General features: G+C 71.5%; 17 protein-coding genes and 1 tRNA gene. 6 read left to right on the top strand and 12 right to left on the bottom strand.

The window, feature by feature from the left end; genetic code table 11:
• The first annotated feature begins 53 nt into the window (after positions 1 to 53).
• A tRNA-Thr gene (locus ABZT04_RS04560) sits at positions 54 to 127 on the top strand.
• Between the two features lie 410 nt (positions 128 to 537).
• Here the strand turns inward: ABZT04_RS04560 and ABZT04_RS04565 are convergent.
• Genes ABZT04_RS04565 through ABZT04_RS04600 form a run of 8 tightly spaced genes read right to left on the bottom strand, consistent with a single transcriptional unit; the run spans position 538 to position 8,996 of the window.
• The gene (locus ABZT04_RS04565; protein WP_356052844.1) at positions 538 to 1,761 is read right to left on the bottom strand and encodes a hypothetical protein; all 1,224 of its coding nucleotides are present in this window, start codon (positions 1,759 to 1,761) and stop codon (positions 538 to 540) included.
• A 19-nt stretch (positions 1,762 to 1,780) separates the two neighbouring features.
• A complete protein-coding gene (locus ABZT04_RS04570; RefSeq protein ID WP_356052845.1) occupies positions 1,781 to 2,596 on the bottom strand; it encodes an IclR family transcriptional regulator in 816 nt (271 codons plus the stop codon).
• Positions 2,593 to 3,306 carry an MBL fold metallo-hydrolase gene (locus tag ABZT04_RS04575; protein ID WP_356052848.1) on the bottom strand — a complete coding sequence of 238 codons (714 nt, stop codon included), beginning with the start codon at positions 3,304 to 3,306 and terminating at the stop codon, positions 2,593 to 2,595. The genes ABZT04_RS04570 and ABZT04_RS04575 overlap by 4 nt, the downstream gene beginning before the upstream one ends.
• Positions 3,297 to 4,445 carry a M20/M25/M40 family metallo-hydrolase gene (locus tag ABZT04_RS04580; protein WP_356052850.1) on the bottom strand — a complete coding sequence of 383 codons (1,149 nt, stop codon included), beginning with the start codon at positions 4,443 to 4,445 and terminating at the stop codon, positions 3,297 to 3,299. The genes ABZT04_RS04575 and ABZT04_RS04580 overlap by 10 nt, the downstream gene beginning before the upstream one ends.
• Positions 4,442 to 5,431, bottom strand: coding sequence for an ABC transporter permease (locus tag ABZT04_RS04585; protein ID WP_356052852.1), 990 nt, complete (start codon positions 5,429 to 5,431; stop codon positions 4,442 to 4,444). The genes ABZT04_RS04580 and ABZT04_RS04585 overlap by 4 nt, the downstream gene beginning before the upstream one ends.
• Positions 5,428 to 6,381, bottom strand: a complete 954-nt coding sequence (locus ABZT04_RS04590) for an ABC transporter permease (protein ID WP_356052855.1) — start codon at positions 6,379 to 6,381, stop codon at positions 5,428 to 5,430. Before ABZT04_RS04590 ends, ABZT04_RS04585 begins: the two co-directional genes overlap by 4 nt.
• On the bottom strand, positions 6,374 to 7,915 hold the full coding sequence (locus tag ABZT04_RS04595; RefSeq protein WP_356052857.1) for a sugar ABC transporter ATP-binding protein: 1,542 nt from the start codon (positions 7,913 to 7,915) through the stop codon (positions 6,374 to 6,376). Before ABZT04_RS04595 ends, ABZT04_RS04590 begins: the two co-directional genes overlap by 8 nt.
• Positions 7,916 to 7,928: 13 nt before the next feature.
• Positions 7,929 to 8,996, bottom strand: a complete 1,068-nt coding sequence (locus ABZT04_RS04600) for an ABC transporter substrate-binding protein (RefSeq protein WP_356052860.1) — start codon at positions 8,994 to 8,996, stop codon at positions 7,929 to 7,931.
• A gap of 492 nt (positions 8,997 to 9,488) precedes the next feature.
• On the opposite strand from ABZT04_RS04600, the gene ABZT04_RS04605 reads away from it, so the two are divergent.
• Positions 9,489 to 9,968, top strand: a complete 480-nt coding sequence (locus tag ABZT04_RS04605) for a hypothetical protein (RefSeq protein ID WP_356052862.1) — start codon at positions 9,489 to 9,491, stop codon at positions 9,966 to 9,968.
• 334 nt (positions 9,969 to 10,302) lie between these two features.
• Here ABZT04_RS04605 and ABZT04_RS04610 read toward each other — a convergent pair whose 3' ends face one another.
• Genes ABZT04_RS04610 through ABZT04_RS04620 form a run of 3 tightly spaced genes read right to left on the bottom strand, consistent with a single transcriptional unit; the run spans position 10,303 to position 13,718 of the window.
• Entirely contained in the window at positions 10,303 to 10,629 is a 327-nt protein-coding gene (locus tag ABZT04_RS04610; protein WP_356052864.1) for a hypothetical protein, read from the bottom strand.
• 24 nt (positions 10,630 to 10,653) lie between these two features.
• Positions 10,654 to 11,358, bottom strand: a complete 705-nt coding sequence (locus ABZT04_RS04615) for a response regulator transcription factor (RefSeq protein ID WP_356052866.1) — start codon at positions 11,356 to 11,358, stop codon at positions 10,654 to 10,656.
• On the bottom strand, positions 11,355 to 13,718 hold the full coding sequence (locus ABZT04_RS04620; RefSeq protein ID WP_356052868.1) for a histidine kinase: 2,364 nt from the start codon (positions 13,716 to 13,718) through the stop codon (positions 11,355 to 11,357). The genes ABZT04_RS04615 and ABZT04_RS04620 overlap by 4 nt, the downstream gene beginning before the upstream one ends.
• A gap of 206 nt (positions 13,719 to 13,924) precedes the next feature.
• On the opposite strand from ABZT04_RS04620, the gene ABZT04_RS04625 reads away from it, so the two are divergent.
• Positions 13,925 to 14,392 (top strand): DUF5707 domain-containing protein, encoded by a 468-nt coding sequence (locus ABZT04_RS04625; RefSeq protein WP_356052870.1) that lies wholly within the window; start codon positions 13,925 to 13,927, stop codon positions 14,390 to 14,392.
• 134 nt (positions 14,393 to 14,526) lie between these two features.
• On the opposite strand, the gene ABZT04_RS04630 is transcribed toward ABZT04_RS04625, so the two are convergent.
• The gene (locus tag ABZT04_RS04630) at positions 14,527 to 17,703 is read right to left on the bottom strand and encodes an FG-GAP-like repeat-containing protein (protein WP_356052872.1); all 3,177 of its coding nucleotides are present in this window, start codon (positions 17,701 to 17,703) and stop codon (positions 14,527 to 14,529) included.
• Between the two features lie 89 nt (positions 17,704 to 17,792).
• Between ABZT04_RS04630 and ABZT04_RS04635 the strand changes: the two genes are divergently transcribed.
• The 3 genes from ABZT04_RS04635 to ABZT04_RS04645 all read left to right on the top strand — a co-directional run bounded on the left by ABZT04_RS04635 (position 17,793) and on the right by ABZT04_RS04645 (position 22,821).
• Positions 17,793 to 18,239 (top strand): DUF3052 domain-containing protein, encoded by a 447-nt coding sequence (locus tag ABZT04_RS04635; RefSeq protein ID WP_356052874.1) that lies wholly within the window; start codon positions 17,793 to 17,795, stop codon positions 18,237 to 18,239.
• Positions 18,240 to 18,345: 106 nt separating this feature from the next.
• Positions 18,346 to 19,239: a glycosyltransferase gene (locus ABZT04_RS04640; RefSeq protein ID WP_356052876.1), complete on the top strand. Its 894-nt coding sequence runs from the start codon at positions 18,346 to 18,348 to the stop codon at positions 19,237 to 19,239.
• A gap of 414 nt (positions 19,240 to 19,653) precedes the next feature.
• Positions 19,654 to 22,821, top strand: a complete 3,168-nt coding sequence (locus ABZT04_RS04645; protein WP_356052878.1) for a BTAD domain-containing putative transcriptional regulator — start codon at positions 19,654 to 19,656, stop codon at positions 22,819 to 22,821.
• Positions 22,822 to 22,824: the final 3 nt, after the last annotated feature.

Consider the following 22,824-nt stretch of genomic DNA (forward strand, 5'->3'; position numbering starts at 1 on the left):
GAAACTGTGTAGACTTTCCGACGTTGCTGATCGCACCATGGTGCGGACAGCGCGCCGCCTTAGCTCAGATGGCCAGAGCAACGCACTCGTAATGCGTAGGTCTCGGGTTCGAATCCCGAAGGCGGCTCTGCCGAAGCCTCAGGACTCACTCGCCGTGACCTGGGGCTTTTGCTTTTTCCGCCCCGGCGTCGTACGACACAACCTCAGCTCATAGGGTGGTCGCTGTGGCAGATCCCTTGGGTGCCCTCCCGTTCCAATCTCTCGTGACGCAGTCGAGGTGGAAGCGACGTCGGTACAGGGGGTCGCGGCTCACCTCGTTGAAGTCATGGCCCAACAGGTGGGCATGGACCTAGAGGAAGCCGTCTTTCTGGTGACTCCCGAGGCAGTGGCCGAGATCATCATGAAGGCGGGGGCCGAAGCCGACCGGAGTATTTCCAGCCCGCGATGCGGCCGGTCCGGATCGACGACCGTACGGGCCGAGGCCGCGAGGCTGCATGAACACGGCCTCGCCGCGATCTCCTGCACGAGACGGACGCGTCACGCCTTCAGCGCCGCGGTGATGCGTTCCAGTACCGGGAACGGGACCAGCCCGTAGTGGTAGAAGTCCGCGGCGTCGGCTCCGCCGGGACCCCTCGCGGCCTTGGTCTTCGTCGTGAGGTGCTCGGCCGAATCGGTGTCGGGGATGCCCGGCCGCAGTACCGCGCGCAGCGAACAGCCGTCCGCGAGGGCGGCCCGGTAACCGGCGACATCGGCCGCGATCCGCTCCGGGGACCGCGCGTATGCGAGCACCGAGTATCCGGGCACGACCGCGCTCACGGCGCCCGGGTCGACCCCTGTGCGCCAGGTCTCGTCCACCGCGAGCCCGCCCGTGGGGCGCCCGTCGGCGTATCCCTTGATCGCACCGGTGAGATCGAGGAAGAACAACCGGGAGCCCTCGTCGGCCACCGCCTCGGCGACTGTCGCGGCGAGCGATGTGACGGTGGAGGTACGGGTGGCGACGTAGGCCGCGATCGTCTCGGGCAGATGTCCCGGCAGTCGGCCCGAACAGTCGGCACCTGACGTGCCGTCCATCACCCGGCCGACGAGCTGGGCCGCCTCGCTCCGCGCCCTGCCCGCGTCCACGCCGGCGGCCTCGGCGTGGCGTACGCAGCGGGGGCAGAAACACAGGCCGAGCAGGAAGTCCTCCAGCGGGCCGAGCGGGACGAAGCTGCGTTCGTGGTGGTAGCCGTGGCCGAAGGTGCCGTAGTGCAGGGACTCCGCGACCACGGCGTCCACGCCGAGCCGGGCCACCGAGCGGGCCAGCGCCACCGCGTAAGCCTGTACGTCGGGGTGCGCGGGGCACAGGTCGGCGGGGGCGGCCCGGTCGCCGAAGCAGTTCCGCTGGGTGACGTCTGGGTGCGCGAGTCCGAGCGTGGTGTTGTGCAGGAACACGGTCCAGCCGTGCAGCCCCGCGCCCCGCTCGGCCGTCAACCGCCGCACCTCGCGCAGCGGTTCATGCTCGGCGCCGGCCTGCACCGGCGGCGCCAGCCGAAGTCCATCGAAGAGATCGGCGGGCGGGACGAAGTGCGTGCCGTCCCGGCGCAGGGTGACGCGGGCCGGCCCGTGCGGGGTGACGTCCCGGGCGCGGTGGTAGGCGGCGGCGACGGTGAGCGTGTCGCAGCCGTAGTCGCCGAGAACACGATCGAGTACGGCCGTCGTGCCCTCCGCGCGCAGGTCTTCGACGAAGGCGTACGTCGATGCCGTGGACGATTTCACGGTCATGGTGTGGTTGCTCCAGGAGTCAGTGGCTGCCGGTGTCCAGGACGCGGGAGGAGCCGAGGATGTGGGAGATGTCCATGCCGGTCCGGACGACCATGGGGCCGACCTCGCGGACCCGGGCCGGGGTCATCCGTGTGGTGAGGCCGGAGACGCTGACCGCTCCGACGGCCGCGTCGGTGTGGTCGAAGACGGGGGCGGCGACGCATCGCACCTCCGGCTCGTTCTCACGGTCGTCGATGGCGTAGCCCCGTCGCCGTACCCGGTCGAGTTCGAGGCGCAATCGCTGCGGGTCCGTGGTGGTGTGCGGGGTGATCGGGGGCATTCCCGCGTCGACGACGACTCGGAACTCCTCCTGGCCGAGCCAGGCGAGGATGGCCTTGCCGACGGCGGTGCGGTAGGCGGGGATGCGGCTGCCGACGCGGGAGGCCATGCGCACGTTGGTCTCGTTCTCGACCTTGTCGATGTAGACCACGTCGGGCGGCTCGTACACGACGAGGTGGCAGGTCTCCCCGACGGCGTGTTGGAGCAGCCGTAGTGGCTCCGTCGCCACGGTCCGCAGGTCGAGTGAGGAGAGGTAGGCCTGGCCGAGCCGGAGTGTGCCGTGGCCGAGGCGGAACCAGCCCGTCTCGCGGTCGCGCACCAGCAGGTCCGCCTCCATCAGCGGGGTGGTGAGGCGGAGGACCGTGCTCTTGTTGATGCCGAGTTCGTCCGCGAGCCGGGTGAGCGAGATACCGCGGCCGGGTCCGGCGTGGTCGCGGACGTGTTCGAGGACGGTGAGCGCGCGGCGCAGCGACGAGGACTGATTGCGCCCGACGGGCGAGGGGGAGGGGGCGGTCATGTCGTACTCCTCGGCAGCAGTCCGCGGGCGACCGTGTCGCGGGCGGCGGCCAGATGGCGCCGGGCACGGGCGAGCGAGACCTCGTGATGGCCGGGAAAGAGCGCGTCGACGTCGAGCGCGGCCAGCGAGGTCAGACTGGCCGTGTACTCGGGCACGCGGCAGTCGTGCAGATTCTGCAGCGAGATGCGGCCCTGGGTGAAGATGCAGTCTCCGGAGAACAGTGCTCGGTAGCGCGGAGTGCGCAGGTGGTAGCAGACGTGTCCGTCGGCGTGGCCGGGTGTCGCGACGGCACGCAGCACTACCCCGCCGCCCAGGTCGAACTCCTCTCCGTCCGCCACCGCCCCTACCTCGGGGCAGGGTGCGAAGGCGTAGTCGGCGGGGTAGACACCGGCGGCCTTTCCGCGGTCCACGCTCAGCGCCCGTTCGTCCCCGGCGGCGATCCACGGCACGGCCCGGGCTCCGGCCAGTATCGGCAGTCCGGGCCAGCGCCGGGCGAGCGCGGCGGCCCCGCCCGCGTGATCGGCGTGCCCGTGGGTCAGGAGCACGACGTCGGGCCGTGCGATGTTGAGCGGGGCGCGTCCGGCTCCGGCGTCGATGAGGGCGCGGTGGCGCTCGCCTCGTACGAGATAGACGTGGCAGTCCAGCGGGTCGGAGAGATCGAAGCCTGCGGCCCCGCTGGCGACGAGCGTGACGTGATCGGTCAGTCGCACGGCGTCCCTCGCATCCTTCGTACGGTGTCCACGACGATGCGTGAGGCCAGCGCCACCTCCGCGACGTCCACCGACTCCGCAGCGGCATGCGCGTCCGTCACCGACCCGGGACCGAAGACCACGGACGGAATCCCCGCCCGCGCCAGTTTGCTGGCGTCCGTTCCGAACGGCATTCCGTGGACCATGGACGGCCGACCGTGATCCGCGAGAGCCTCGCACAGGGCGATGACGACGGGAGCGCCGGCCGGGATGTCCAGCGCCGGGTCGACCGTGAACGGAGGATCCACCTCGGCACCCAGCGCGGCGAGTTCGGCCTGGTCCGCCCGCCACACGGAGTCCAGATCCTCGCCGGGAAGCGTGCGACGGTCTATGTCCACCTCGCACCGGTCGGGGATGGTGTTGGGTCCGGTGCCGCCCCGGATACGGGTGATCGAGCGGGTGGCGGGCCCCAGCAGCGGGTGCGGCGGGACCGAGGGTGGGGCCGCCGCAAGACGGGCGATGACCGGAGCCATCAGCGTGATCGCGTTCACGGCCTCCGAAGGACGCGAACTGTGCCCGGCGCGGCCTGTGGTCCGGGCGGTGTAGCGGACGACTCCCTTGTGCGCGACGGCCGGGACCAGCCCGGTGGGTTCCCCGACGAGCGCGCCGACGACCGCCCGCTCGGCCAGGGTGTCCAGCAGGTGCAGCACCCCGCGGTAGGCGTGCTCCTCGTCGCACACCCCGGCCAGCACGACCGAGCACGGCGGGGGATCCCCGGCGGCGAGTTCTGCGAGGGCCAGCAGGAACGCGGCCAGCGGTCCCTTCGCGTCGCAGGCGCCCCGCCCGTACAGACGGCCCGCCCTGACCTCGCCGCCGAAGGGATCGACGGTCATGCCGTCGACCTCGACCGTGTCCAGATGCGTTTCCAGGACGACGGTCCCGGCGCCGAGCCCCGGCACGACCGCCACGACGTTGGGCCGCCCCGGAAGCACCTCCTGCACCTCGGAGGTGATGTCACGTGCGGCAAGCCACTCCCGCACGTACTCCGCGACCGCCGTCTCACCCCCGTCGCCGTCCGCCCGGTCGCGGGGGTTGACGGACGGGATCCCCACGAGGTCGCGCAGTAGGCTCTCCACCTCGGCCGGGCCCTCTTCGATCATGCGCCGCGCTCCCTCGCGTAGACCAGCAACAGCCCGATGATCAAGATGCCTAGCACCACCTGCCGTACGCCTTCCGAGAGGTTCCAGGACGTCAGCAGGGCGGTCAGCAGGGTGAGCAGGAGCGCTCCGCCGACGGTGCCGAGGAGATGGCCGCGCCCGCCGAGGATGGACGTGCCGCCGAGCACGACCGAGGCGATGGACAGCAGTTGGTAGGGGTTGCCCATGGTCAGGGAACTGGTGCCGGTGAAGCCGAGCAGTACCAGTCCGGCCACGCCGGCCAGCAGCGCACAGCCGGTGTACGCGGTGAAGGCCGTGGTCACGACCGGAACCCCGGAGGCCCGGGCGGCGTTCTCTCCGGCGCCGAGGGCGAAGGCGTACCGGCCGGTGCGGGAGCGATGCAGCAGCCAGAACGCGGAGGCCGTGACCGCCAGCCACAGCACGAACGCCCAGGGGATGCCCAGCAGCCGGCCGTTGGCGAGCGAGTCCAGCAGCGGTACCCGCGCCGAACTGGGCGAACCGTTCGTGTACACGAGCAGGGCGCCGGACAGGACCGTGCCGACGGCCAGGGTCATCACCATCGGCGGCACCCGCAGCCACACCACTCCGGCCGCGTTCACGACTCCCACCAGGGCGCTGAGCAGCAGGGCCACCGCGATGCCGGTGGCGTTGCCGCCCGTGCCCGTGGCGACCTTGGCGCACACCACGGCGGACAGGGCGACGACCCCCGCCACCGACAGGTCGATGCCGCTCATCATGACGACGAGGGTCTGCCCGACCGCGACGATGCCCAGGAACGAGGCCGTCTGCACGAGATAGCGGAAACTGGAGACCGTGTCGAAGCCGTCCGCGAACAGGACCGCCGCCAGCCAGGTCACGCCCAGCACGCCGAACGCCCAGGCCGCGCGGTTGCCGCGCAGCGCGGCCAGGGGCAGCAGAGTGCCGATGCGCCCGCTCGTACGGTCCGTTGAGGTGGTGGGGCTGCTCATACGGCGGCCTCCCTCGTGAGATACGTCTTCAGGGTGAGGGCGACGACGAGGATCGCGCCCTGAAGGATCAGCTGGTAGAAGGGCGAGATGCCCGTGAACAGCAGCAGATTGGTCAGCAGCCCGATGACCAGCGCGCCCAGCACAGTGCCACGCATGCGTCCGACCCCGCCGAAGAAGCTGATGCCGCCGAGCACAGACGCGGCGATGGAGTTGAGCGTGTAGGGCGTGCCGATGGTCGGGTCCGCCGAACCGGTCTGAATGGCGAGTCCGATTCCGGCGAGGCCGGTGAACGCGCCGGCCAAGGCGTAGCCCGAGATCTTCACCGTGCGGGTGTGCAGACCGCTGGCGTAGGCGCCGTGCTCGTTGCCGCCGACGGCGTAGAGCGCGAGCCCGTGGCGGGTGGTGCGCAGCAGCTTCCACAGCAGGAGCACGACCACGACGGCCACCGCCGGGACAGCGACTCCGTTCCAGCCGTTGTTGTACGCGTTCACCAGCCCGCCCGGCACCGTTCCGCCAGGCTGGGGCAGCACCACCAGCGTGATCCCGCCCCAAAGGAACGAGGCGGCGAGCGTCACGACGATCGGTGGCAGCCCGGCGTATGCCACCAGGGCGCCGTTGACCGCGCCCGCCGCGACGGCCACACACACGGCCAGTAGCGCGGCGACCAGCACCGCCCCCGCGCTGTGGGCGTCGTACGTGGCGAAGACCGCCATCGCGAGACCGAGCACCGCGCCCAGTGACAGATCGATGCCGCCGAGCAGCATGACGGTGGTCTGTCCGGCCGCGGCCAGAAGCAGCGGTAGGAACTGGGCGGAGAGGATGGTGACGGAGGCGGGGGTGAGCAGGCTGGAGTCGTAGTGCTGGTAGGCGATCAGCAGCACCAGCAGGAGAGCGGTCAGGGCGAGGAGGTCGGTGTTGCCGCGGGCGACGCCCGCGAGGCGCTCACGCATGGACCACGCTCCCGGATCCCGGCGTGTCCGTGGCCGCCGTTCCCATGATCGACGCTCTGACCAGGCGCTCCTCGGTCAGGTCCGGCCCGGTGAGACGGTCGACGACCGTGCCCTCGTACAGGACGGCGACCTCGTCGCACAGCCCGACCAGTTCCATGGTGTCGCCGGAGGTGACGAGCACCGTGAGGCCTTCGTCGGCGAGGCGGCGCAGCAGGTGGTAGATCTCGCGCTTGGTTCCGATGTCGATTCCCCGGGTCGGCTCGGCGAGCAGCAGGACGCGCGGTCCGGTCGGCAGCCACTTGGCCAGCGCGACCTTCTGCTGGTTGCCGCCGGAGAGCCGCCGGGTCTCCTGCGCGGGGGAAGACACCTTGATGCGCAGCCGCTCGATCAGTTCGTCGACGAGGGTGTCCTCGGCGCCGCGTGAGACGGTGGTGAGGCGGCGGGCGGGCGCCAGGTCGCGCATGCTGGGCAGTGCGAGGTTGTCCCGCACACTGCGCACGGTGTGCACCCCCTCGTTCTTGCGGTCCTCGGGCACATAGGCGATGCCGTACCGCATGGCGTCCCGTGGCGAGTCCAGCCGTACCGGCCGCCCCTCGAACTCGACCGTCCCGGAATGCCGTGACAGTCCGAACAGGGCCCGCAGCACCTCCCGTTGCCCCTGCCCCTGGAGTCCGCCGAGGCCCGTGATCCGGCCGGGGACCAGGTCGAGGTCGATGCCGGCACAGACACGGGGGACGGTGAGCCCGCGCACCCGGAGAAGGGGCTGTGCCGGTGCGGGTGCGGCAGGGACCTTCGGCGGGAACAGATCCGAGAGTTCGCGCCCCACCATCAGCCGGACGATGTCGTCGTGATCGGTGTCCGCCCGGTCCCGGGTCGCCATCACCGCCCCGTCCTTCAGCACCGTCAACCGGTCGCTGACGGCGAAGAGTTCGGCCATGCGGTGGCTGACGAGGATCACCGAGCCCCCTTGGTCGCGCAGTTCCCCGATCACCCGGAAGACGGCGGCGACCTGGTCGTCGTCCAGTGCGGAGGTCGCCTCGTCGAGGATGAGGAGACGGGGCTCGCCCGCCAGAGCCTTGGCCAGTTCGACCAGTTGCTGCCGGCCCAAGGGCAACCGCCCCACCGGGGTGCGTGGGTCGACGTCGAGACCGACCCGCGCCAGCAGCGGCTCGGCGCGGGCAACGAGGTCCCGCCGCCGCACCAGACCGCGGCGGCTGGGCCAGGACCCCAGGAACACGTTCTCCGCGATGTTCTGATGCGGGTTGAGACTGAGTTCCTGGTGCACGGAGCCGATCCCGGCGGCCCGGGCGCGGTGGGGAGACCACGCCCGGGCGACCGGAGCGCCCTCGTGGACGACGCGGCCTGTGTCGGGGGTCAGGAGCCCGGTGATGAGCGAGAGGACCGTGGACTTCCCGGCTCCGTTCTCTCCCACGAGGGCCAGCACCTCCCCGGCCCCGACCTCGAAACTCACGTCCGAGAGCACCCGGTTGCCCGCGAACGACTTGGACACCTTCTCCACGCTCAGCAGCGCCATGGTCGTCCTCCGCCTACTGGCCGATGAGCTTGTCGATGTCCGACTGCGCGATGGTGTTGATCGGGTAGGAGTCGTCGGGCTGGTCGGGCTTGGCGTACTGGGAGAGGTTGCTGTCCGTGATCTCGGGCAGCGGCACGTCGATGTTCTGCGGGACGGCCACGCCCTCCCGCTTGGCGACGGCCGCTTCCAGGGCGATCACCGAGAGGTAGTTGGGCTGGGCGGTGGCGATCGAGGAGAAACCTTCCTTCTGCTTGCTCAGCCAGAGCTTCAGGAAGCCGTTGTAGTTCTCGCCGGTGATCGGGACCAGCTTCTTGTCCTGCTTGATCAGAGTCTGGAGGGCCGCGGCCGACAGCGCGCCGCCCTGGGAGAAGACGCCGTCGATGTCCGGGTGGGCGGAGTAGGCGGAGGCGAAGGACTGCGCGGCCGGGGCGAGGTTGTACTCGCTGTGCACATCGCTGACGATCTTGATGCCGGGATACTTCTTGAACACGGCCTCGGCACCCGCCCAGCGGTCCTCGCTGACGGCGACACCCGCCGGGCCGTTCATGGCGATGATGCTGCCCTTGCCGTTCAACTTCTTGGCCAGCCAGGTCGCCATCATCGAGCCCCAGGCCTTCTGGTCGGTACCGACCCGGATGACCTTGGTGCTGGTCGGCAGCGAGTCGAAGGCCACGACCGTGATACCGGCGGCGACGGCCTGCTCCAGCGCCGGGTTCAGCGCGGTGGAGGAGCCCGCGTCCACCAGGATCACGTCGTACTTCTGCTGGATCATGGCCCGGATCTGCGCGATCTGCTGCGAGGTGTCGCCGTTCGCGTTGAACGTCTTCAGCGAGGACACCTCGCCGCTCGACTTCAGCTTGTCCACGTCGCCCTGGAGCAGCTTCAGGGTCTGCTGCATCCACGACGGGGTCAGGTAGATCGTCGACCAGCCGACCTTGAGGTCTTTGGCCTGTGTGGCCGAGGCGCTGGCGTCGGCGGCGGTGCTGCCGCCACCGGACTGGACGTCGCAGGCGGTGATCCCGCCCAGCGCGCAGAGGGAGGCGGCGACCGCCACGGCACCACGTACGGAACGTGCGTTCATCGGAGTTCCTCGAATCCCTGGGAGGTGTCGGGTTGCCGTCGGCAGGTCCCGCGTGACACCGGTTGACAGGTGATGGGTTGGGAAAGGGAGGCACCGGGTCCGCGCACGGAACATCGCTGTTCCGGTCGTGGGAGGGCGGTTCGCCCGGTGAGGACCGGTCTGTTGAGAGGGGAAGGTAAAAGGTGCGCGCCGCCGCGCACCACGTCTGCAACACAAAATTTCGCATTGCACAACAGCCGTGGTCGGACCGTTGCGAAGACGGCGGCGAGCAGTATCTTGAACGCGCCGCGTACCTCTTGAGCGGTCGGCGAGGTCGCGCCCCCGCACCGCTGGGGCCCCGCTGACGCCCCTAGACGACCCTGGCGACGCGTACGGCGCTGGAACGGTGCAGCTTCCCCTCGGGGGTGGACCCCGGACCCGCTGTCGTCGACCCCGTGGCCGGACCGGACCAGGTTTCAGCCAGTGCCGTTGCCCGAAAGTATGAAACTCCTGATGGAACGGCGGCAGGAGCGGAGCCCGTTACGCCACCGCACGAGGTATCTGTTCGACCGGACACTCGCGCGCAGCACAGGCGCCCTGCTGGGCTGGCTGGCCCTGCGCTGTCTGGCGGTCGTCGTGCCCGTGAGCACCCTGCTGGTGTGGGCGGACCCCAACGCACCGCATTCGCGCGCGCCGCTGCGGATGCTGCTGTCCGTACTGCTCGGCCCGATCGCCCTGCTGTGCGTGCCGACGGTCGTCGGAGTCGTCAGCACGGGCCTCGGCGACCGGCAGGTGATCACCGTGCTCGCGGACCGGGACCCGGCCGCCATGGAGAGAGCGCTGACAACCACTCTCGGTGTTACCGACGGCGTTCGCCTGGAGTGCCGCACCGGAGTGCCGTCCGACCCCGACACCCTAAGGCTGGTCAGCCTGGGCGCGGCCCGAGCGGTCGTGGTGTTGCCGGCCGAAGGCCCCGACGTACTGCGGGCGTGACGGGAAGGCGGGCGGAGTCCTCGGCTGAGGTGGATTCTTCCGGCATCCGGAATTCGGCCCCGACCAGTTGTCGGCCGCTCGGGTCGAAGCGGAAAACGTCAGGGGTTCCCAGAGCCAGTCCTGGCTGCCGAAGGTGTCCGCGAGGAACTTTTCTCTCCGAGGCGGACACCGCGTGGTTCGGCAACGACGCCGCCTGCTCCGCCTGGCTGGACGGCAACGGCCCCGGCGAGTTGGCCGGCGTGCTCAACACATCCCTCACCAAGACGTGCAGCACCGCACTCCACCGCAGCGACGGCGTCCCACACCCCGGTCAAGGAGTGAGGCCCCGAGGATCTCAGCGCGTCGCGTCCGGCCGGTTGCCCCGGCTCAGTGCACGCGCACACCACCCGATGACCGACGCGTTGACGAGGGCCCCGATGGCGATGGCGACCACCAACACCGCCGCGTTGTCCGGGAGTACGAGGAAGACCAGGCTGCCCGGGGCGGTGGCGAGGACGGGGATGACGCCCGCCATGGACTCGCCGGAGTCGTCGGTGAGGGTCACGGCCAGGGCCCAGATCAGGAGGGCCGCGCAGATCAGGAGGTAGGCGAGGGCGAAGGGGTTGCGGAGGGTCCGGCCCAGTCGGTGGAGGGGCGGACGGCCGGGATCGGTACCGGTCACGGGTGTACTCCCAAGGGTGGTGGGTCAGAGGTGGTCGGCGCCGGGCGGGTTCGGGCGGGCGATGCCGAGGTCGTAGGCGAGGATCGTGGCCTGGACGCGGTCGCGCAGGCCGAGTTTGCGGAGCAGGGCGTTCACATGGGACTTGACGGTGCCCACCGTGATCCCCAACTCCCCGGCGATCTCCGCGTTGTTGAGGCCGGAGGCGAGCAGGGAGAGGACGTTGCGCTGGCTGTCCGTGAGGCTCTCCAGTTCCCTCGGGCCCTTCCCCGAAACGGAGTTGGGGTCGGCGCGGAAGCCCGAGCCCGCCCCCGACGCGTAGTGGCCGATCAGCCGACGGGTCGCGGACGGTGCCAGCACGCTCTCGCCGCTCGCCACCACCCGGATACCGTCGAGGAGTTCGGACGCGTGCACGTCCTTGAGGAGGAAGCCGGAGGCTCCCGCGCGCAGCGCGTCGAAGACGTACGCGTCCAGGTCGAAAGTGGTCAGGACGAGGACCCGGGGCGCGTTCTCCTTGCCGGTGATGATCCGGGTCGCGGCGATGCCGTCCAGTTCGGGCATCCGTACGTCCATCACCACCACGTCGGGGGCGAGTTCGGCGGCGAGCACCACCGCGGTCGCGCCGTCGGCGGCCTCCCCGACGACCGTCATGTCGTCCTCGGCGTCGATCACGGCGGCGAACCCCGCTCGGACGATGCCCTGGTCGTCGACGACCAGCACCCTGAGGCTCATCGTTCTCTCTCCTCGTCGTCCGGCAACGCCGCGAGCGGCAGCCGGAGTTGGACCGTGCCCGGCGGCCCGCCGGTCGCCAGGGTGCCGCCGAGCGGCGCGACCCGCGCCGTCAACCGGTCCCGTACGGCGGCGTCGGCGGCGCGTGGCACACCGGTGGCCGTGATCGTCAACGTACCGTCGACCGCGTCGAGTTCGAGTACGGCGGGCTCCTCGTCGCCGGTCGCGAGGAGCGACTCGGTGACGTGGTAGGCGGCTAGGTCGACCTCGGTGGGCAGGCGTTCCGGCACCCGCTCGGTGAGCCGTATCTCCACGTCGCGGCCGGTGGCCCGGCACTGGTGGGCGAGCAGGTCGAGGGCCTGGAGCGTGGGCTGGGGGCGCAGTTCGGGGGCCGTCTCACCGTCGCGGACCGCGTCCAGCAGGGCGCGCATCGCGGCGAGCGCCTCGCGGGCGCGGGTCGCCGTCGCCTCCAGGCGGCCGGCCTGTGCTTCCGCGATCATGTCGGCGGTGCGGGCCAGCACGGTGGTCTCCAGGCCGGCGGCGATCCTGCGGCGCTCGGCCCAGGCGTCTCGTACGGCGGCCTCCGTCCAGGTGGCGAGGCGCCGGGCCTGGGTGTTCTGGGTGGCCTCGGTGCGTCGGTGGTGCAGGGTGCCGGCGTAGGTGACCGCTCCAATTACCAAGGCGGTGGCGGCAGTTGCCGACGTGGGGATCGTCCAGGTGGGGAGCGTTGTGCCTCGTTGGAGGACGGCGATCGTCAAGGCCGTTGCGTGTGCGGCTGTGGCTGCGAGGGGGAAGAGGGGGGTGAGGGCTTGGGGGAGTTGGTAGGTGCGGGTGTGTTGTAGCTGGGTGCGCTCACGCGGCGGTAGCCGCACATCCGACACAGCCCCGCGCCCCTTGGGGGCAATCAGCGCTGCGCATGTTGCCAACATGCTCAGCGTTGGTGGGAGCAGTACCGGGCCTGTGTAGTCGCCCACCTCCATCGCCACCGGCCACAGCAGTGCCAAGCCCAGCAGTGCGACCTTCGCGATGCCAGGTGCCCTGCGCAGCCACAGCAGGGTGACCGCCTGGGCCGCTGCCAGCAGGGCGAACAGGACGCCCGCCGAGACATGCGTACCGCTCGATGTCGTCTGTGTCCGGACGATCAGTACCGGCAGCAGCGGCTGCACGCACAGGCCGAGCGCGGCGATGACCTGGGCCAGGCGGTAGCTGCGCGGCACCGAGTCCGCGACCGGGGCCGCCGTACGGCCGGGGAGGAGTGCGCGTACCTCCCAACCGCCCTCCGCCGTGGGGCCGGTGGTCAGGGTGCCGCCCGCCTCGCGGGCCCGGGACCGCAGGAAGCCCTGGCCGCGGCCGCCGCCGAGCCCCGCGCCGTGGGCCGCCGTACCGGACGGCGGTGCCGCGCTGGTGACCACGACCTCGGTGCGGGTGTCGCCGTAGCGGCAGGTCACCGTCGTGTGTGCGCCGGGTGCGTGGCGGGCCACGTTGGTGAGGGCCTCGCGCACGATGCCGTAGGCCGCGTCCGCGACGGTGCCGTCCGGGAGGGGGTCGATCTCGTACTCGACCGGTTGGTCCAGGCGGCGGAAGCCCGCGATCAGGGACGTCAACCGCTCCTGTGGCGAGGGGAGTTCCTCGCGTGAGGGGGCCGGTGCGCGGACCGCGCCGAGGGCGCGGGTGACCTCGCGGCCGGTCTCGGTCGCGAACTCCAGTGCCTCGGCGGCGAGTTCGGGACGGCGTTCGCGCAGGCCGAGCGCGGCGCCGGCGGTGACCACCACGGCGGTCAGATGGTGGGCGCTGACATCGTGCAACTCCCGTTCCATCCGGCGCCGTTCGGCCGCCGGGAGGCGGTGGCGTTCGGTCTCGGCCCGGTTCAGGAGGAGTTCGGCGGTGTGGCGGGCGCGCCGGGTCCGCCGTACGAACAGGCCCGCGCCGCACGCGGTGACGTAGAGGAGGGCCGTCAGGACGAGGTCGAGGCCGTTGTGGTCGCTGAGCCCGTGCAGGGTGATGTTCTGGAGCAGTTGCCAGGCGGCGAGGGTGACCACGCACAGGACGGTGGTGAAGGTGTCGCGCTCGGTCGCCACCGTGAACAGGGCGAGCGCGACGCCCGCGGTGCCGAGGACCGCCATCGCGCCCGTGGGGAGCGGGCCGGCGCCCACTGCGCAGGCCGCCGCGACCACGATCAGGGTGACCACCGGGCGGCCGCGGCGCAGGGCGAGCGCGGCCGTCACCGGTCCGGCGACCAGGGCGGCCACGAGCAGGTCGACCGCGGCCGGCGCCGTGCCGCGCAGGAGTGGCGCCCCCGGCCACACCAGGGCCTGGGCGCAGATCAGCAGGACCGGGAGCAGCCGGTCGTCGGTTCGTTTCATGACATTCAAAGGCTATGGGCGCAGGTGAACCCCCGACTCAGGCTGGAGGGGGATTCCGGTCCAGCCCTTGTCTATCTCTGGTTCGACGCGGTAACCGTCCGGCAGCCGGAGGACGACGCCCCGTCCCGTTCATAGGCTCGATCACATCGAGAAGGCGGGCGACCACCGCCTCCGTCACCACCCACACATCCCCAGGGGGATCCACCATGTCCATGCCCGTGTCCAAGCGCGCCGTCCTGTCCTCGCTCGCCTGTGTCGTCGCGACCGGCGGGATCATCGCCGGCGGACTCGCCGCCTCCACCGCGTCCGCCGCCACCGGGGCGACCCTTACGCACGGCTCGACCCGTTATGTCGCCCCGACCGACAGCCGTGCCGGCTCGTTCACCTATGCCGTGGACGTCAACGACGACTCGGGGGTCCGAAGTCTCAAGGTCGTCGCGTGGCCCGCGAGTTCGGCGCTGGTCCCGACCAAGGCCGACCTCCGCCACGCCGAGTCCGCCACGTGCGAGCGCACCTCCCACGACACGTCCCACTGCACCTACGCACTGAAGGTCACGAAGAAGCAGGCCGCCGACCTGGCCAAGGGCACCTGGTACGTCTCGGCACTGGCGACGGCCAAGGACGGTGACACGAAGTTCGTGTCGATGGCCGCCAGGTTCGTCGTGGCCGGCTGAACCGAAGACACGTACACATCGGCACGGCGCCCCAACTCGATCGAGACGGGGCGCCGTTGTCGTAGAAGAAGGACAGTAGAAGAGCAGTAGAAGAGCAGTAGAAGAGCAGTAGAAGAGCAGTAGAAGAGCAGGGCTCAGAACAGGCCCTTGTACGTCTGCCACCCCGTGGCGATCTTCACGCGCGGGCCGAACGAGCCCTTGCCGTTGCCGGTGTTGCGCCACATCGTGCCCGCCGTGTCGCGGGAGACGAGGTCGGGCCTGCCGTCGCCGGTGAGGTCGCCGACGCCGATGACGGCGTTGTAGTTGGAGCCCCAGTTGGCCGCGAGCTTCACGCGGGGCTTGAAGCCGCCGGTGCCGTTGCCGTCGTAGCGCCACAGGGTGTTCGACTTGTCCTGGGCGAGGAGGTCGCCGCGGCCGTCGCCGTTGAAGTCGCCGATGCCGACGATCTTCTTGTAGCCGTTCCAGCCGGTCGCGATGCGCACCCGCGTCGAGAGCCTGCCGGTGCTGGTCCCCTTGTAGAGGAAGGCCTCGCCGGTGGACGTCTTGCGGGCGATCAGGTCGGGGAGGCCGTCGCCGGTGAGGTCGCCGGGGGACGTGAGCAGGTTGTACTGGTTCCAGCCGGTGCCCAGCGACGTGTGCGGGGTGCTGGTGGTGAACGCCTGGCCGCGGTAGGTGCGATAGACGCGCAGTTCACCACTGGCGAAGCGGACGAGGGCGTCGTTCTGGCGGTCGCCGTCGAGGTCTCCGAAGGGGACCAGTGTCACCGTCGAGGGCCAGCCGGAGGCCGACATGGCGCCGGAGAAGCCGCCGGTCCCGTTGCCGGGGCGGTAGTTGACGACGCCGTTGGAAGAGAGGGCGAGGATGTCGCCGATGCCGTCGGGGCCCCAGGTGGTGCGGTTGGTGAAGTCGCGGCGCACGGCGGCGCCGGTGGACACGGCCACCGTCCGCGACATCGTCAGCGCGGCGCCCGAGCCGTCGGCGGGGGTGGTCGTCAGTTTGAAGGTGTACGCCCCGTTGGGCACGAGCGCGCCCGCGGTGTTTCGGAGGTCCCAGCGAGCGGTGAGGGTGCCGTCCACCTCGCCGCCGGTCAGCGTACGGACCACGGCGCCGGTCGCCCTGCTGGTGAGCGTGGCCGTCCAGGAGGCGGCGGGCCGGGAGAGCACCGCGCGGTACTGCCACCACGGGCTGCTCACCGCGCCGCTCTGGGTGGCGTCGGACTCGGTGACGGCGAGCGGCTGCGGGGCGACCCCGCTGGGCACCAGGTGGATCCGGTGGTCGGCGTCGACGTAGGCCGCCGGTCCGCCGAACTTGTCGACGGTCCACGTCACCCCGCGCAGGCTGGAGTTGGCCGCGCCCGCCGCGAGCGTGCCGATGGTGCGGGTGGTCGCGGTGCCGTCGGCGAAGGCGGTGAGCTGGAGCGTCCCGGCCGTGGTGTCGTGCCGGACCAGGTAGCCGTCGCCGAGCAGCGCCTCGCCGGAGGGGACGGTGATGTTCTTCTTCGTCGTACGGTCGAAGACGCCGGCCGTGGCGGTCGGGCCGCAGGACCAGTAGATCCACCGGCCGACGACCTGCAACTCCTTGGCGGCGCACGGGGCGCCGGTGGCGACCGTGTCCGTGGTCTGCCCGCTCTTCAGGTCCTTCGCGGTGACCGCGCCGGTGCCGGAACCTGGGGTCCACAGCTTGGTGCCCCAGACGGAGGCGGCGGTGACGGAGCGGGTGACGATGGGCTTCAGGTCGGTGTAGACGCCGAGGTCACCGACGTACTGCTTGGCGGGGGAGGAGCCGTTGACAATCACATAGCGGCCGGAGATGTCGAGGATGGTCCCGGAGTCGGAGGGCAGATAGAAGCCCACCGGGTCGGAGTCGATCGACTGGACGATCGAACCGGAGGGGTCGCCGGAGGCGGCGCTGAACGTCACCGCGTGCCCCTCACCGGTGGTGAACGGGCCCGCCCCGCGGCCGTCCCAGGTCTGCCAGGCCGGTGTGCCCGGCGAGTAGGAACTGCTGGTGATCGAGACCCGCCGGCTGTAGTAGGCGCCCAAGAAGCTGGTGTTGAGTTCGTCGGTGACCAGAGTGCCGTTCTGCAGCGACAGCCGGTCGATCGTCGCCGCCATCGGCGGTACGGCCGTCACCTCCGCCAGCGTCGGCGCGTCCGCGCCCGTGTCGGTGACCTCGCGCACCGCCCAGTGCGCGGAGTCGGCGCCGCCCACGACCAGCAGGCCGCCGTCCGGTGCCGGGACGACCGAGGTGTTCGCGTGCCGGAGCAGGGTGACCGCGTCGCCGCCCGCGAGGGGGACGGCCGTCAACTGCTTGCCGGAGGAGTCGGAGTAGTCGTCCGACGTCACGGAACGGGCGACCACCAGCCAGCGGCCGGCGATGCCCAGAGTGGCGGTGCCCGTCGTGCCGGGCAGCGTCAGGGTTGTCTCGGCGGCGGACAGGTCGGCGCGGTCCAGGACATGCGCGGTGGTGCCGCCCGTCATGTAGACCAGTCGGTCCGCGCTCAGCGCGACGCCTGTCGGAGCGACGGCCACCGCGACATCGCCGACGACCTTCGCGGCGGCCAGGTCCACCACCGCGAGGTGGCGCTGGTCGTCTCCGACCGCGTAGCTGATGACGGCGGTGCCGCTGTCGCCGCCCAGGACCTGGAAGTTGGCGGTGATGCCGGCCGGCCAGCCGTCGACGAGCGTGCCGTCGGCGGGTGTGCCGTCGCCGTACAGGTACAGCAGACGACTGCCGTCGGCGGCCCGTGCCTGGGTCAGCACATGGGTGCCGTACGTCGCCCAGTACGTGCCGTGGGTCAGGGCGACGTCCGTGCTCGTACCGGTGGCCATGTCCTTGAGGACGACCTTCGAGGTGGACGAGACGACATCGGTCACGACGTCGGACGCGGAGCCGAGGTACGCCGGGAGTTCAAGCCGGGTGAGGGCGCCCAGCGCAGTGGTGTCACCCGTGCCGTACGACGTCCACAGGTACCCCGAACTGCCCTCCTGCGCATGCAGATAGCCGCTCCGACCGGCGCTGTAGATCCGGTCGCCGCGCGGCACGTAACGGTCCGACTGGAAGACCTTCTCGGTCGCGACGGTGGCGTTCCCGTCCGCCCCGGCCGGCACGGACAGCGGGCCGGGGCCGGCGGCCACGACAAGAACCGCCAGCGCGGCGACGACGCCACGGGCGGTGGTACGACGGGCCAACGCGGCCTCCTGGACGAGGAGCGGGCGTGGCGGGACGGCGGTGGCCGAGTGCGCCTGCGCGTCGGCGAGTTCCGTGACGTGTCTGCGTATGTACAGCCCCCCGGCTGTCCCCCCATGCAAGATGCGCAGGAGGCTAACAGCGGTCCCTGGATCATCAGGTGAACCGTGCGTCACTTCCTCATAACGGTGCACGCGACGAAGGGCAGGCCATGAGCAACTCCTCTACGGCGGCCGGAGGTTACTCCGCCACCCCCCTCGCCGGGAAGATCGGCGTCAGACCGGGCCACCGGATCCACCTGCACCACGCCCCCGACCACTGGGACATCCCCGGCCTGCCCGAGGGCTGCGAGGTCGCCGACGGCGGTCCGCGCGGGGCGGACGTCACCGTCGCCTTCTATCAGGAACGGCGGCGACTGGACGCGGAAGGACCGGAACTCGTCCTCGGCCTCGCCGACACCGCCATGCTGTGGATCGCCTGGCCCCGCAAGGCCGCGGGCCACGCCAGCGACATCACCGAGAACGGGCTGCGAGAGGTGTTCCTGCCCCTCGGGGTCGTCGATGTGAAGGTCGCCGCGCTGGGGGAGGACTGGTCGGGGCTGAAGTTCGTACGACGGAGGGAAAACCGGCAAAGACCCAACAAAGGTCCCGCAAAATGAACTTGGATCCGGGCAACCGGCCGACCTGGGGCAACATCTTGGTGAACGGTGAGTGCTGCGCGGTCGGTGCGCGGGCATCGCCGGACGGCCGGATGGAGTGAGGAACGTGGTGGAGCCGAGGATCGCGGTCGCCGTGGTGACCATGGGGAACCGGCCCGCCGAGGTCGACGCGCTCCTGGAGTCCGTGGCCAAGCAGGACCTCCCGCCCACCCGCATCGTGATCGTCGGCAACGGCTGCCGGCTCCCCGAGTTCACCGACCGGCTCTGTCTGCCCGGCGAGGTCACCACCGTCGACCTCGACGAGAACCTCGGCTGCCCCGGCGGCCGCAACGCGGGCCTGGCCACGCTCCGCGCCTTCGGCGACGTGGACATCGTCGTGGAACTCGACGACGACGGACTCCTCGTCGACGCCGACGTCCTGCGCCGCGTACGCGACCTGTACGTCGCCGAACCCCGCCTCGGCATCGTCGGCTTCCGTATCGCGGACGAGCACGGGGAGACCCAGCGCCGCCATGTGCCCAGAATCGGCGCGGGCGATCCGATGCGGGGCGGCTACGTCACCCAGTTCCTCGGCGGCGGGCACGCGCTGCGCATGGCGATGCTCGCCGAGACCGGGGACTGGCCCGCCGAGTTCTTCTTCGCGCACGAGGAGACCGACCTCGCCTGGCGCGCCGCCGACGCCGGCTGGCGCATCCGGTACGCGCCCGAACTGCTCCTCCAGCACCCCAGGACCTCGCCCGCCCGGCACGCCATCTACTACCGGGTGACCGCCCGCAACCGCGTCTGGCTGGTCCGCCGCCGGCTCCCGCTCGCGCTGATCCCGGTACACCTGGGCGTCTGGATGCTGCTCACCCTCCTACGGACACGGTCACGCGCCGGCCTGCGGGCGTGGTTCGGCGGATTCGTCGAGGGGCTGCGCGAACCGGCGGGGGAGCGGCGCCCCATGCGCTGGCGGACGGTGTGGCGGCTGACCCGGCTGGGCCGCCCGCCCGTCATCTGATCCGCGAAACCGCGGGACCGCGGGAGAGGGGGACGAGGGCCCCAGTCGTTCACCTCCGCCGACCGGAGCCCTCTCGCGTCCCCGGATCCGGCCACGACGGCGACACTCCCCCGAGTTGCGCGTCGAACGCGCGCACCGTCGGGCCAGCTCCGATGAAGTGATCACATCAGGTCGCGCCAACGAATCGCTAACATGTGGCCAACGGTGCGCCCGATGCCCCTGGGGCGGATGGCCTGAAGTCGCCGCGCGGTGGCGGCGGTCGGCGGGTACGGTAGCGGATCCCGGCCCTCGACGGCCGGGACGCGGTGGCGGAAAACCGCCGCGAACAGGGCGGATATCCGCCAGGGACGGCGGAAGAGCTCCGCCGCGGAGCACGGCCGCGAGGGCCGCGCGGAAGGGCGACGGGTCGTTGTGATGCGGTGCGAGCTGCGGTTCGGACTGCTGGGCACGACTGTCCTCTACGGCTCTGACGGCGGCGCCGCGCAGCCCATCGGCGGCGCCAAGGTGCGGGTCCTGCTCGCCGCGCTGCTGCTGGAGGGCGGCCGGGTCGTCTCCGTCGACGCCCTCAAGGACGCCCTGTGGGGCGGCTCACCACCGGCCTCCGCACACGCCTCCCTGCACAACCACGTGACCCGGTTGCGCCGCCTCCTCGACGACCCCGACCGGCTGCGAGCCGTTCCGCCGGGCTACCTTCTCCGCGTCGACGAGGGCGAGTTGGACGTCCATGTCTTCGAGGCCCGGGTCGCCGCCGCCCGCGCCGCGCACGCCGACCGGGACTGGCCCCGGACCGTCCGCGCGTGCGCGTCGGCCCTCGCCCTGTGGCGCGGCGCCCCGCTCAGCGGTCTCCCGGCCGACCTCGGCGGCCATGCCTTCGCGCAACGCCTCACCGAGGCCCGCCTCCTTGTCCTCGAATGGCGCTACGACGCCGAGCTGGCCCTCGGAGGCATCCGACTCGGCGGTCTCGTACCGGAGTTGACCGCCCTGACCGCCGAGCACCCCTTCCGCGAGGGCTACCACCGCCAACTGATGCTCGCCCTCCACCGCACCGGCCGCCAGGCCGAGGCCCTCACCGTCCACCGCGACCTGCGCAACCGCCTGATCGAGGAACTCGGCGTGGAGCCGGGGGAGGGGGTGCGGGCGGCGCATGCGGAGGTGCTGCGCGGGAAGGGGGGTGCCGATGTCACGGAGGCCGGGGAGAGGGAGCGGGGCGCCGATGTCACGGAGGCCGGCGCGGACGAGCCGGTCAAGGTGCCCGCCCCTGCCCAACTCCCGCCCCCGCCCGCCCACTTCACCGGCCGGACCGACACCCTCGCCGCCCTGCGCACCACCATGGCCCCCCTCTCCGTCATCAGCGGCATGGCCGGCGTGGGCAAGAGCGCCCTGGCCCTGCACATGGCCCACGAGCTGCGGGAGCGCTTCCCCGACGGGCAGTTGTACGTGAACCTGCGCGGCGCGACCCCGGGCATGGCCCCCCTCACTCCGGGCCAGGCGCTCCACGCCCTGCTCCGCGACCTCGGCGCGGAACCCCGCCACATCCCCGAACACCCGGACGCGGCAGCCGCGTTGCTCCGTTCCCTGCTCGCTCCGACCCGCACGCTGATGGTGCTGGACGACGTCGAGAACGCCGCCCAGGTACGACCGTTGCTGCCGGCCGGCACGGGCTGCGCGGTGATCGTCACCAGCCGCTCACCGCTGACCGCCCTCGACGGCGCCCACCGCTTCCCGCTCGCGCCCCTGTCCGACGAGGACAGCGCGGCACTGCTGCGCGCGGTGTCGGGCAGGGAGGGCCTCGACGCCGACCACCCGCTGGTCGAACTCACCGGCCGACTCCCCCTCGCCCTGCGCGTGGTCGCCGCCCGCCTGGCCGCCCGCCGAGCCCTGACCCCCGACGTCCTGGCCGATCAACTGACAGCCACCGAAAGCCGGTTGCACCACCTGGAGTACGACGACCTCAGCGTCCGCCGTTCCCTGGCGGTCGCCCACGACGCCCTCGCAGGCTCCGACCGCCGCACCGACCGCGACGCGGCCCTCGCCCTCCACCACATCGGCGCCCTCGACCTCCCGTCCTACGGCGCCCCCTTGCTCGCCCGCCTCACAGCCACCGACGCACACCACTCCGAGTCCGCCCTCAACCGCCTGGTCGACGTAGCCCTCCTGGAGGAAACGGCGTACGGCCGCTATGCGCCGCACGACCTGGTCCGGGACTTCGCGCGGGAACTGGCGGCGGGGGTGGGTGGTGACGGGGCGGTGGCCGGGTCATCCACCGCCGCGGGAGCGGCTGGGCAGCGCGATGGGTCGTCCGCCGGCACCGGCGTGGTCGAGCCGCACAGCGGCATCGCGGTGGCTGGGCCGCACAGCGACGCCTCCGCAGCCGCGCCGCGCAACGACACCAGCGTGGCCGACCCGCCCGGCGACCCTGTCGACACCGCCCTCGCCTGGTACGCCGCCCTCGCCGAGCGCGCCCTCACCGCGATCGTCGAACCGGGGCTCGACCAGGACGACCGGCGTCGGCCGACCGCCGCGCAGCCTGCCGGGCATGCGGTGGAGGTGGCGGGTACCGCTCCCTTCTCCGGTTCCGAAGAGGCCTTTGCCTGGGGGGACTTGGAGTTGGAGAACGTGGTGGCGCTCGTGACCCGGTACGGGGGCGACGGCGAGAGCGTCGCCGACCGTCGCAGGGTCGCCCATGTCTCGACCCTCGTCCGGCTGCTCTTCCCCTATGTCCTGCGCAGTGGCCGGGTCGCCGAGATGGAGGTGCTGGGGCGAGTCGCGCTGGATGCGGCGCGGCTGCTCGGGGACGCGGCGGCGGAGGCGTACGCGCTGGGGGATCTCGCCGGGCTGCACTTCCTGACCGGCCGGCAGAACGAGGCCCTCGCGCTCAACGACCAGGCACTGGCGATCTGGCGGCGGCTCGATGCCCTCTCCTGGATCCGGCGCTGCCTCAACAACCGGGGCCTGCTGCTCGAAGGCCTCGGCCGCTACGCCGAGTCGGGAGTGGCCCTGCGGCAAAGCCTGGCGTATTCACGGCAGTTGGACGATCCGTACGGCGAGGCCGTGACCCACAGCCACCTCGGCAACCTGTACGAGCACACCGACCCGCGGGCCGCCATCGAGCAGCACCGGCGCTCGCTGGCCATCGGCGACGAGATCGGCGCCGTCATCGTGCAGCACTCCGCGCACTGCAACATCGGCTACGCCCACCTCACCCTCGGTGAACCGGCCGCCGCCGTACCCCACTTCGAGGAGAGCCTGCGCATCCTCGGTGGCCACGGCGACTGGCACGGCGAGTCGCAGACCCGCCTCGGACTGGTCCGCGCCCTCCGCCTCCTCGGCCGTACGGAACGCGCCGGCACCGAGTGCGCCGAACTGCTCCGCCGCGCGGACGCCCGCGCCGACCGCTACATGGGCGGCCTCGCCCGCCACCAACACGGCCTGCTGCTGCGGGAGCGGGGTCGGATGGAGGAGGCGTACGAGGAGTGGCGTGCTGCCCTCGACGCACTCGACGGGACGGACGAGAAGGCGGTGCTCCAGGAACTCGGCGAGCTGTTGTCGCAGTGTGACGCGCGTCAACCACCGCAGCCGTAGGCC

The organism is Streptomyces sp. NPDC005492 (assembly GCF_040605995.1).
In the GTDB taxonomy this organism is placed as follows: Bacteria; Actinomycetota; Actinomycetes; order Streptomycetales; family Streptomycetaceae; genus Streptomyces.